Below are 11,168 nucleotides of genomic sequence, written 5' to 3'. Positions count from 1 at the left end.
TAGATGTTATTTCCCCGCCGTTTTTTGTTTGCCGGCGTCCGGCTCGAGCCCGAGCGTGCGGCCCGGGAAACCGGCGGCGTCGAAATAGCGCTGGCTGCCGACGCGCTGGAAGTTCAGCACGGTCACCAGGCCGCCCTCGGCGGGCTTGGACTTCAGCGTGCCGGTATAGGCCTTCGGCACGATGCCGTTGGGCAGAGCCTCCGACATCACGCGGCCGACAAGGCCGCCGTTCTGCGGGCCGCGCAGGCCCATGAGCTGGGCGGCCGTCATGCCGACGTCGGCATTGCTGACCGGGATCTGGCTGACATAGCCGGCTTTGAAGTCCGGACCGATCGCGGCCATGAAGTTCATCGTGTCGCCGCGGCTGAAGCTGCCATGCATGCCCTGACCCTGGCGCAGCACGGTGTCGGCGACCTGCACCGAGCAGTTGGTCGGCGCCTCACCGCAATCGCTGGCATAGGAGCGGAAATTGACGACGATCGCCGGCGTTGGCGTCGCCGACTTGCCGCGCAGATTGATGCTCGACAGCGGCAGGGTACCGGGGATGCGGCCGAGCGAGTCGTCCACGAACAGGCCGGAGACGTAATCCTGCTCGAGCAGCGCCTTGACGGTCTTGACCGCCAGCTTCTTGTCCTTGTTCGGCAGGTAGATCAGGTCCGAGCCGCCATTGGTGGCGATGACGAGGTCAGGCTTGATCGGATCCTTGCCGAGCACGCCGTTGCCGGCCTTCGGATGGGCGTTGCCGGTGACGGCGGCGTTCTTGTCGTTGGGGTCGAACAGCGGCAGGTCGAGCGCCTTGGCGAGGTCGATCGCCAAAAAGCCCATCGGCAAAAAGTCCTTCGGCGTGTCGTCATAGCTGACCTTGGCCGAGGGGCTGGTCTTGCTCTCCTTGGAGATGGTCGAGAAGCCGTGGTCGGCCTGGATCATGATGTTGGTATTCGCGGCCAGCCCGAGCTCGTCGAGCGCCTTGCGGAGCTGGGCGAGGTTGTTGTCGGCGTTCTTGATGCTCGCCATCGTGCTCGGGCCGTTGATGCCCGGCTTGATCTGGTTGAGGCTGTCGCCCTGGTTGTGCTGGGTGCCGTCAGGGTCGCGCGACCAGAACACCAGCACGAACGGCTTGTTGCGCGCCTTGAACATCGGCAGCACGGCCTTGGCGGCGACGTCGGCGAAATAAGCCTGCTGCGCAACGTTGGCGACAACGGTGCCGGGCGTCTTGGCATCGCCCGCCTTGGAATTGTCGCCGCGCGGTGGCGTGGCGAGGGGCAGGCCGGCCTTGGTCAGCGCGTCCTTCACCTCGTCAGACAGCGCCACGCCGTTCTTGCCGCCGGTGGAGTCGTCGAACACGACCGAATGCAGGCCGGCCTTTTCGGGCTTGTCAGTGTGGTCGAACTGGTAGGTCGGACCGACCTTGCCGATCGCCGCGGTGCTGAAGCCCTTGTCGCGGGCCATCTTCAGAATCGTCTCTTCGTTGAGATAGTCGCCCTTGAAATGCTCGTCGATGTCGCCGAGCACGGCGTCGTTCTCGATGAAGGGGACCACGGTGTCGCCGGCGGGGACGGACGTATAGTTGGTCCAGATCGTGTTGGAGAACACGCCGGTGTCGCCGAGATAGTGGCCGGTCGACATCGCCGAGCCGTTGGCCATGGTGAAGGTCGGGAAGAGCGAATGCGGGTTCTTGAAGTTGACGCCCTTGTCACGGACCTCGGCCATCGCCGGCGCGGTCTCCGGCGTCACCTTCAGCGCGCGCAGACCATCGGGGATGAAGAGGATCAGGTTGCGGGGCGTGTTGTTCTGGGCGGAGGCAAGTCCTGTGGACAAGACTGTCAGCCCGGCGGACAGCAACACCAGTGAACGGCGCATCGAAATCTCCTGCGGTGAGGCGGCAATGGCCGCGACCGCGGCCCCCGGCCATCGTTTAGTTTTGCTGCATGACAGTTTTGTTACAAGACCCAGGGAGCAAGCAGAAGTGACGGGGAGGTGACCAGGCACCCACGGATGGGGCGTTGTCGGGCACGAGATCACCGTTATTGCACTCAACTGCCTCAACGCCGTCATTGCGAGCGCCGCGAAGCAATCCAGAATTCCTCCGTGGCAAAACCCTGGATTGCTTCGCTGCGTTCGCAATGACGGAGGAGGCGACTTCAAGCAAAATTGCCGCCGCCAATTCGGCGAGCGCGATCAACTCCGATCAACGGGTCATGAGGACTACCCCGGAACGAAGTGTCTGAAATCAGCACAGAATCCCGGGCGACTTGCCGCACCAGGTACCCCGTTAATTCCGTGCCTTAACCAACAATTAATTATACGTTTGCGGGTGGGCGACGGCCCGGCCTAGCGTGCGGTGGGGAGCCGCCGAAGCCAAACGAGTTGGTGCGTATCATGATGTCCAGATCATATGGGGCGCTCTTCGCCTCGCTCAGCGCAGCCGCGCTGCTCCTTTCTGCCAATGACGGTTTTGCCAGGCCCGGCGCCACCGCCACCGCCGCGCACGGGATGGCCGCCGCGCCTTCCGGCGCGATCGCGCGTCCGCAGATCGGTCCTGGCGCCCGGTTCCGCGGCCGCAACACGCCTTGGGTCTATTGGCCGGGCGGCGGCGGGTTCTACGACAACGCAGGCTATAACCAGCCTTTCGTCGATGCCGGGCAGCCGGCCTCCACCGACGTGCGTTACACCTATACGTACGACGTTCCCTGGGACTGGACCCATCGCTTCCCGCCGAATGTGGTGCCGTCCGACCGGCCCTATGTGCCGAGCTGCCCGACGGAGCAGGTGACGGTGCCCGGCCGCGGCGGCGCCGAGCACACCGTCAACATCATGCGCTGCTACTGAGCGGCGTCGTCCGCCCAGCTAGCCCAGCTCAAAACTGGTCACGCCGAAGACGCGGTCGATCCGCAGCGGCGGGATCGGCCCTGTGTACATCCGTGCCGTCTCGAACACCGGCTTGAGCCCGAGCGATTCCGCGAGCGCAATGGCCTCGCGATTGATCGCGGGGACGTCGAGGAAGACTTCGCCGCCGCCTGCGGTCGCCAGCAGGGCCTGCACGATCGCTTCCGCCGCTCCGCGGTCGTCGGCGACGAGCGGGCCGATCTTGTGGCCGGTCCGGCAGGGCCGGATCACCCCCCATGCCGCGAGCTTGCCGTCGCGCAGCAGCGCGCCGCCGAGATGGCCCGATGTGTTGATCCAGGCGCGCAGGAAGGCGCTGCGCGCGGCCGGGAAGACGGTCGCGTCGTCGGCTTCAACGAGCGCAAACGGGACATTGTCGAGCGCGACGATTTCGGCGGGCGGATTCGGCGGCGCGGCGACGATGCCGCCGTAGCGGATATTGGCGTAGGCAAGCTGGAAGCCGGACTTCTTGTAATTGTCCTGCTGCGCGACGACGCCGTCGAGCCCGATCACGCGCGTGCCTGCATGCGCGATCGCTGCGTTCCAGATGCGCAGGCCGTGGCCCGCGCCGCGAAAGCCTGAACGCACGATGTAGAAGCCGAGGAAGGCGAAGCGATCATCGTAATTGACGCAGGAGATTGTTGCGACCGGCTCGCCGTCGATCTCGCCGATGAAGAAGCCCTTCGCGTCCGGGATCGCGAAACAGGCGGCGTCGCCGAGGCCCGGATTCCAGCCCTCGGCCGCTGCCCAGTCGACGGCGATGGCGATCTCCTCGGGGCGCAAATTGCGGATCTGCAGATCGCTCATGACGGATGCCTTCGGCGGTGGACCTGGCGGCAGGTCCGGCGGTAGAAGGCCTCATGATAGGCCGGGCCCGGGGCTCGCCTCAACACAGGGATGATCGGTCATGGCAGCAGAGAAGGTCGCACTCGTCACGGCTGGCGGCAGCGGCATGGGGGCAGGGGCTGCGCGGCGGCTCGCGGCCGACGGCTTTCGCGTCGCGATCCTGTCGTCCTCCGGCAAGGGCGAGGCGCTGGCCGTCGAGCTCGGCGGCCTCGGCGTCACCGGCTCCAACAAGTCGAACGATGATCTGAAGCGGCTCGTCGACGGGGCGATGGCCAAATGGGGACGCATCGACGTGCTCGTCAACAGCGCCGGCCACGGCCCGCGCGCGGCGATCACGGAGATCACCGACGAGCAGTGGCACACCGGCCTCGACACGTATCTCCTCAACGTGATCCGGCCGACCCGGCTGGTGACGCCGGTGATGCAGGCGCAGAAGAGCGGCGCCATCATCAACATCTCGACCGCCTGGGCATTCGAGCCGAGCGCGATGTTTCCGACCTCTGCGGTGTTCCGCGCCGGCCTCGCCGCCTTCACGAAGATCTTCACCGACACCCATGCCGCCGACAACATCCGTATGAACAACGTGCTGCCGGGCTGGATCGACAGCTTGCCGCAGACCGATGCGCGGCGCGAGAGCGTGCCGATGAAGCGCTACGGCAAGGTCGAGGAGGTCGCGGCGACGGTGTCGTTCCTGGCGTCCGAGGGTGCCGCCTACATCACCGGCCAGAATATCCGCGTCGACGGCGGACTGACGCGCTCGGTGTGAGTCGGCGCGCGGCTTCGCTCCGCCATTCTTGTGCACTTGTCGTAACGCGACGTGCGGCTTGCGTGGTGCGCCGCTGCGGCGGGGCGACGCGTGGCGTTCGGGTCACACTCCTCGCTGGTCTTGCGCGATAAGTCACTGACTACGTCACAGTCCATACGAACTGCGCCGCAGACCGAGACGGCGAGCGATCCACTCCCTATCCCCAATCTGCGCCGGATGGCTCCCACCGGTGCGCAATTGAAACGCGAGCGTCGATCGCGTGGGGCATGGAGACTCGGAATGAACAAGTTTTTGCTGGCGGTCGCTTCAATTGTGCTCGGCACCGCATCCGCGCATGCGGCCGACCTCGCGGCGCAATACACCAAGGCGCCGGTGATGGCGCCGGCCTACAACTGGACCGGCTTTTACGTCGGCGGCAATGTCGGCGGGCAGTGGGGCAGCGCCGATCTGAACACCTCGACCATCTGGACGCCGGCCGGCTATTTTGCGGCGAGCAGCGTCCCCGCCATCAACACGGTCGGCGCCCAGGGCGTCAACAGCTCCAGCGTGACCGGCGGCTTTACCGCGGGCTACAACTGGCAGGTCAACCACGCCGTGCTCGGCCTCGAAGGCGACATCAACTATTTCGGTTTCAAGGGCAGCGCGACGGGCTCTGCGCTCTATCCCTGCTGCGCGCCGACAGGCTTTACCGTGTCGTCGCAGGTCTCGGCCGATTGGCTCGCCACCATCCGCGGTCGCATCGGCTTCCTCGCGGCTCCGACCTGGCTGCTGTACGCGACGGGCGGCGCGGCGATCTCCGAGGTGAAGGGCAATTTCAATTTCACCGACACGTTCTCAGCCGCGACCGAGTCGGCCGCGATTCGCGACACGCGCCTCGGCTGGACCGCGGGCGTCGGCACCGAATATGCCTTCGGCGGCGGCTGGTCGCTCAAGGCCGAATATCTCTACGTCGATCTCGGCCGCGCCAGCGCGACCAGTACCAATCTGGTCGGCGGCGTAACGCAATATCCGAGCAACGTTTATACCCACTCGGTCGATCTCAAGTCGAACATTGTGCGCGTCGGCGTGAACTACAAGTTCGGCGGACCGGTCGTCGCCAGGTACTGAGCATCCCGTTCCTGATCTGGCGCAGAAAGCCCCGGCTCTGCCGGGGCTTTCTGTTGCGAGGGACGGTTCAGTGCGAGGCGACGAGCTTCGCCAGCGCGGGCAGGATCTTGTAGCGAACGATCTCGTGCGGATATTCGCCGCGATTGGCGAGCAGGACGAAGCCGATCTGCCTGATAGGAACGAGGCCGAGATAGCCGGAGGCATTGTTGAGGCCGCCGGGCTTGTCGACGATGGTGGCGTCGGGGAGTTGGACCGTCTCCCATGCCATGCCTTGTCCGAACTTGTCGTCGACGCGGAAGGTCTCGCGCTGTGTCATCCGCAGCGCCTCGCGCAAATGTGGATCGACTGGGCGGCCGTCGACGCAGGCCGCAACGAAGGTCGCGAGATCCCGCGCGGACGAAAACATCTGGCCGGCGCCGGGAAAGTCGAAATAGCTCTGCTGGTTGCCGGGTGGGCCGATCGCCATGCCCTGATCCGAATAGCCTTGCACGACGCGCTGCATCCACGCCGCGTCCATGACGGCGCGGTTGTCCTCGCCGCGCTCCGGCAGAGAGGTTGCATTCATGCCGATCGGCCCAAGGATGCGCTCTTCGAACAGGGTTGCGATCGGAGCGCCGTAGCAGCGCTCGAGCACGAGCTGAAGCAGCACGTAACAGGCATGGCTGTAGATGCGCTGCTTGCCGGGCGCTTCGCCGGCCTGCGGCTCCCAGGCGTTGAACATGTCGATGAACTGCGCCCGCGAGAACGAGTCGTTCGGCCAGGGTGGATGGTCGGTCGACAGCAGCATGCCCGACGTGTGTGTGGCGAGCTGGCCGACGGTGACGCGGCGGACATAGTCTCCCGTGAGCTCGGGCAGATATTTCGGCAGGCGGTCGTCGAGCCGCAATTCACTCCGGAGCGAGCCCAGCGCCACCAGCGTCGCCTCGAACGGCTTGCGCAGCGAACCAAGGTTGAACAGCGTGTCCGGTGTGACCGGTCGTCGCGTGCCGTCGTCGGCGAAGCCGTAGTTGAAGAACTCGACATGGCGGCCGGCATAGAGCGCGGCGGCGAGGCCGCCCGGCTGGTCCGGCGTCATGGTCGGCGCCAGCTCGTTGGCGACGATGTCGCGCATCTGCGCGATCATGTCGGAATCCGCGGATGCGCGGCGCGGCCAGGCCAACACGAGGGGAACCAACGCGGCCCGCGCGAGGGCCCGCCGGGTGAGGTGTGACGAGGTAACAACAGACGGCACGGCTCTGACGCTTGATGCGATGCGCCCCCTCTCTCTTCTAACGGCGAGGGCCGGGTGCCCCAATTCACGATTGCGCGTTGTGGGTTCCGCCGGCGGGGGCTTGCGGAAAATTACTTAGCTTGTGAGCTAACAATTATTGACGCCGGGCGGGCGGCGGGTCTATAGTTAGCTTCATGGCTAACCAATTGTCCCAGCTCGACCATGTCTTCGCAGCCCTTGCCGATCCCACAAGGCGGGCGATCGTGATGCGGCTCTGCGCCGGCGAGGCGTCGGTCGGCGAGCTCGCCGATCCGTTCGAGATGGCGCTGCCGAGCTTCATGAAACACATCCATGTGCTGGAGACGAGCGGGCTCGTTCAGTCGGAGAAATCCGGCCGCGTGCGCACCTGCCGGCTCAGCCCGGACGCGCTCGTCGGCGCGGAGGACTGGTTCCAGCAGCAGCGCGCGATCTGGGAGGCGCGGCTCGACCGGTTCGAGGCTTACGTCATGCAACTGAAGAAAGAGAAGGAGAGGGCGGCCGCCAAGCGACCGTCCCGCACAACCAAACGGAAAGGTTCTGAGTGATGACGAATTCTGCCAATCCCGCTCTGTCGCAATGGTCGATGGACCGCGAGATCGTGATGTCGCGCGTGATCGACGCGCCGCGCGCTCTGGTGTTCGAGGCGTGGTCCGATCCAAAACATCTCCCGCAATGGTTCGGGCCGAAGGGCTTCAAGATCGAGACCTTCGAGATCGACGTGCGCGTTGGCGGCGTCTGGCGCTTCAACATGATCGGTCCTGACGGCACCGTCTATCCGAACCGCATGCGCTTCCGCCGCATCGAGCGGCCGTCGCTGATGGAGATGGATCACGGCGTCGACCAGGACGATGATCCCGGCATGTTCCGCTTCACCCTCACCTTCGCCGAGCAGAGCAACGGCAAGACCGTGCTGATGATGCGGCAACTGGCCTCGAGCACCGAGCAGCGCGACGGCATGATCGGCTTCGGTGCCGTCGAATACGGCTACCAGACGCTGGACAAGCTCGCGGCGTATGTTGGTGGGATGAAGAAATAGAATCCCCAGCGTTATTCCGGGGGCCTCGAAGAGGCGCCCCGGAATAAGCTCGGAAACGCATGGGGAGAGCAGTCGCCTTCGCGAATATGACAGCGTGCAGCTCAATTATGACAGCGCCATAACGTAGATTTTTGTCGCGTCGTGCCGCCGATTTATGACAGAATTGCTACCACTAAATGTCATATCGGTTACGGCGGAGCGATTCATGTTGCAGTGGCAGGCGCGGTCAAATCCCCTCGCGTGGTGGTGGGGGTCCCTGACGCTTGTCAGCAGTGCCAACATTCTCGTCTGGTTCATGCTGTACCGCGAGTTCTATCCGACGCCTGCCGGCAGCGCCGGCGGCGGTTCGGATATCGGGCTGATGTTCCTGCTCTGCGCCGGCTATGTGTTCGGCTGCGCGTTCCGATCGTTCCTGCCGCGCGCCGACGTGCAGCGCATCTGCCTGTTCGACACCTGGCTCTCCAGCGTCTTCGTCGGCCGCACCGTCGCGACCGTGGCCGAACTGTGCTTCGTCGCGCAATGGGCGATCATCCTGCACCAGCTAGGTCACATGGCGGGGGCGGAGACCGCGGTCAACATCGCGCTGGTGATCGTGCCTATCATCATCATCGCGGAGTGCTTCTCCTGGTACGCGGTCGTCACCACGAACTTCCTCTACAACGCGATCGAGAATTCGCTGTGGGCGGTGACGTTTTTCCTCGCTGGCATCGCGCTGTGCCGCCTCATGCCGGAATTCCAGGGACCGGTGCGCTGGGCGCTGATCGCCGGCATCATCGGCATCGCCTGCTTCCTCGCCTTCCTCGTTACCGTCGACGTGCCGATGTATCTCAGCCGCTGGCGGGCAGGACATGAAGAGGGCAACAGGCTCCTCGGCTTCCTCGAAGGCCTGCATGACGTCGCGACGCGCTGGGTGGTGACCCACGACATCGCGCACTGGAAGGGCGAGCTTACCTGGATGTTCCTGTATTTCACCGCCGCGGTGTGGTCGAGCCTCGCGCTCTGCGCGCTCTACGCCATGGAAGGCTATCTCACGCGTTATCTGGCCTGAGCGACCGGGCTTCGCCGAGATCGGCCTGCGTCAGCAGGCCTTGCCGCAGCGCCAGCCGGACCAGCTCGATGTCGGAGCCGACGCCGAGCTTGTCCTTGATCAGCGAGTGCAGGTTCGCGACCGTCTTCGGGCTGACATGTAGCGTCTCGGCGATCTCCTCCGTCGTGTTCTCGGCGAGCAGCAGCCGCAACACCTCGAACTCGCGCGGCGTGAGCACGTCGGCGGCCGAGCTCTCGCCGCTGATACGGCTGAGCGCGAGCTCATGGTCGATGTCGGGGCTGATGGCGATCTTGCCGGCGAGCACGTCCATCACGGCGCGCACCAGCGTCTCGGGCGGGCTGGTCTTGGTGACATAGCCCCGCGCGCCGGCGCGGATCGCCTGCACGGCGAAGCCGGCATTCTCGTGCATGGTGAAAACGAGGATCCGTGCCGCCTTATCCCATTGCCTGATGCGCCTGACGGCCTCGATGCCGCCGATGCCGGGCATGCTCAGATCCATGATGACGAGGTCGGGCGCCTCGGATTTGAATAGACGGTAGGCCTCGGCGCCATCGGCGGCTTCGGCGACGACGCGAAGCCCCGGCTGCTTCTGGAGCACGGAGCGATAGCCCTCGCGGACGACGGAATGGTCGTCGACCAGCAGAATGGTCGCATCGGCCGCGCTCATGCCGCGCGCTCCAGTGGCTGCCGATCGAGGCCTGCAAGCGGAATGACCACGCGCAGCGCGGAGCCGCCGTTCGGCGCGGCCTCGAAGCTCAACTGGCCACGCAAGGCCGCGACGCGCTCGCGCATGCCGAGCAGGCCCATTCCGGATTTTGCGACGGGATCGTTCGACCGTCCGTCGTCGTCGATCGCAAGTGCGATCTCGTCGGCACGCATCGCAAGCTCCAGGCTTACCCGCGTGGCGCCGGCATGCTTGGCGGCATTGGTGAGTGCCTCCTGCACGATACGGTACAGGCTCGCGCTGATCGTGGCGGGCAGGGTCGCGAACGCACCGTCGAAACGGATCGAAAACCGTGTCTGGCCGCGGCTACGCCCGTTCCAGCCCGCAACCAGGCCTTCGAGGCTCGCCACGAGCCCGAGCTCCTCGACATCAGGCGGGCGCAGCCGGAACAGCGCGCCGCGCAACGTCTCCATCATGCCGGTTGCGGTCCGCGCGATGCCGTCGCACTCGCCAAGCAGGGAGGGGCAGTCCTGTACGGCGGTCTGGCGGGCAGAGGAGGCGAGCGCGCGGATGGCGGCCAGCGACTGGCCGAACTCGTCATGCAGCTCGCGCGCGAGATGGCGGCGCTCCTCGTCCTGGAGTGCGATCAGTTTCCGCGTCAATTCGCTGCGCTCGGCCAGCGCGGTGTCGAGGCTTTCGGCGAGATGGTTGAAGACGTCGCGGATCGCCGACAGCTCGGCGAGATCGAACGGCGGCAGCCGCGTCGACAGGTCATTGGCGGCGATCCGCTCGAGGCCGGAGCGGATCATGCGGGTGGGGCGCAGCGCACGCGCCAGTGCGGCGTAGACCAGGACGCACAACAGCGGCAGTGCGATCGCAAGCGCGAGCATCAGCCGGCCGGCCTCGTGCCAGGCGTCGGCCGTCTGCACGGCCGGGTCGACCGAGACCACGGTCTCGCCGAGCTTCGTTCCGCGCACGATCACGGGCCGTGCCGCCTCGCGGCCGGGGTCGAACAGGCTGCGATAGAAAGCCACGAAGACTTGCGGCGGCGGGTTCGCCGGGATCGGCGCGCCACTGCAGAATCGCTGGATGATGTCGCCGCTCACGCCGCGGAACGCCAGGCACAGGCCGGGCGTCATCACATAGGCCGAAACGGGGTCGAGGTTGGGAAAGTCCGAGCGCGGGCTAGCCACCCACTGGATCTTGCCCTGTTGCAGCTCCAGCGTCTTGGCCACGATGGCGGCGATGTCGTCGAGGCGCGCATGGGCCGCGCGGTCGGCGGTGATGAGGAAATAGGCGGAGATCGCGGCGAAGCACGCGGCCGATATGGCGGCCACGCGCAACGTCAGACGGACCTTGAGATCGAACCTCGGGCGGTTCCACATCGGCGGGCACCTGGCGCGAACGGAATTGTCGCCGGCGCATTAAACGGCAGAACGCGAGCGGCGGAAAGCACTGCGCATACCGCGGTGCAACGTCGTGAAATTTTCCCGGCCTTGGTCGGGACCAGCGCAGCTGCATGACCTGAGGCTGCCGTCCAGATTGCGCCGCCGCTCCATCACACGAGGC

11 protein-coding genes are annotated in these 11,168 nt (G+C 65.7%); 6 read left to right on the top strand and 5 right to left on the bottom strand.

Annotation, left to right across the window (positions count from 1 at the left end; translation table 11 throughout):
- Nucleotides 1-6: 6 nt before the first annotated feature.
- On the bottom strand, nt 7-1,860 hold the full coding sequence (locus IVB46_RS01220) for an alkaline phosphatase family protein (protein WP_247341673.1): 1,854 nt from the start codon (nt 1,858-1,860) through the stop codon (nt 7-9).
- A gap of 519 nt (nt 1,861-2,379) precedes the next feature.
- Between IVB46_RS01220 and IVB46_RS01215 the strand changes: the two genes are divergently transcribed.
- Nucleotides 2,380-2,829, top strand: a complete 450-nt coding sequence (locus tag IVB46_RS01215; protein ID WP_071912938.1) for a hypothetical protein — start codon at nt 2,380-2,382, stop codon at nt 2,827-2,829.
- 18 nt (nt 2,830-2,847) lie between these two features.
- Here IVB46_RS01215 and IVB46_RS01210 read toward each other — a convergent pair whose 3' ends face one another.
- Entirely contained in the window at nt 2,848-3,690 is an 843-nt protein-coding gene (locus IVB46_RS01210) for a GNAT family N-acetyltransferase (protein WP_247301791.1), read from the bottom strand.
- 100 nt (nt 3,691-3,790) lie between these two features.
- On the opposite strand from IVB46_RS01210, the gene IVB46_RS01205 reads away from it, so the two are divergent.
- On the top strand, nt 3,791-4,495 hold the full coding sequence (locus tag IVB46_RS01205) for an SDR family oxidoreductase (RefSeq protein ID WP_247301794.1): 705 nt from the start codon (nt 3,791-3,793) through the stop codon (nt 4,493-4,495).
- 279 nt (nt 4,496-4,774) lie between these two features.
- Nucleotides 4,775-5,602, top strand: coding sequence for an outer membrane beta-barrel protein (locus tag IVB46_RS01200; protein ID WP_247301797.1), 828 nt, complete (start codon nt 4,775-4,777; stop codon nt 5,600-5,602).
- A 67-nt stretch (nt 5,603-5,669) separates the two neighbouring features.
- Here IVB46_RS01200 and IVB46_RS01195 read toward each other — a convergent pair whose 3' ends face one another.
- Nucleotides 5,670-6,725: a serine hydrolase gene (locus IVB46_RS01195; RefSeq protein ID WP_247301800.1), complete on the bottom strand. Its 1,056-nt coding sequence runs from the start codon at nt 6,723-6,725 to the stop codon at nt 5,670-5,672.
- 281 nt (nt 6,726-7,006) lie between these two features.
- Between IVB46_RS01195 and IVB46_RS01190 the strand changes: the two genes are divergently transcribed.
- The 3 genes from IVB46_RS01190 (at nt 7,007) to IVB46_RS01180 (ending at nt 8,935) form a co-directional block, all read left to right on the top strand.
- Nucleotides 7,007-7,396, top strand: coding sequence for a metalloregulator ArsR/SmtB family transcription factor (locus IVB46_RS01190; RefSeq protein WP_063982661.1), 390 nt, complete (start codon nt 7,007-7,009; stop codon nt 7,394-7,396).
- Complete coding sequence (locus IVB46_RS01185) at nt 7,396-7,887, top strand: SRPBCC family protein (RefSeq protein ID WP_247301803.1); 492 nt, start codon at nt 7,396-7,398, stop codon at nt 7,885-7,887. Before IVB46_RS01190 ends, IVB46_RS01185 begins: the two co-directional genes overlap by 1 nt.
- Before the next feature lie 205 nt (nt 7,888-8,092).
- A complete protein-coding gene (locus IVB46_RS01180; protein WP_247301805.1) occupies nt 8,093-8,935 on the top strand; it encodes a hypothetical protein in 843 nt (280 codons plus the stop codon).
- Here the strand turns inward: IVB46_RS01180 and IVB46_RS01175 are convergent.
- On the bottom strand, nt 8,916-9,602 hold the full coding sequence (locus IVB46_RS01175) for a response regulator transcription factor (protein WP_063982664.1): 687 nt from the start codon (nt 9,600-9,602) through the stop codon (nt 8,916-8,918). The two genes, IVB46_RS01180 and IVB46_RS01175, sit on opposite strands and share 20 nt — an antisense overlap.
- Entirely contained in the window at nt 9,599-10,984 is a 1,386-nt protein-coding gene (locus tag IVB46_RS01170) for a HAMP domain-containing sensor histidine kinase (protein ID WP_063982665.1), read from the bottom strand. Before IVB46_RS01170 ends, IVB46_RS01175 begins: the two co-directional genes overlap by 4 nt.
- Nucleotides 10,985-11,168: the final 184 nt, after the last annotated feature.

The sequence above is a fragment of the Bradyrhizobium sp. 61 genome, from assembly GCF_023073075.1.
GTDB lineage: Bacteria > Pseudomonadota > Alphaproteobacteria > Rhizobiales > Xanthobacteraceae > Bradyrhizobium > Bradyrhizobium barranii.
Note: the sequence above shows the minus strand (reverse complement) of the source record. Positions and strands in the feature narration are given on the sequence as shown.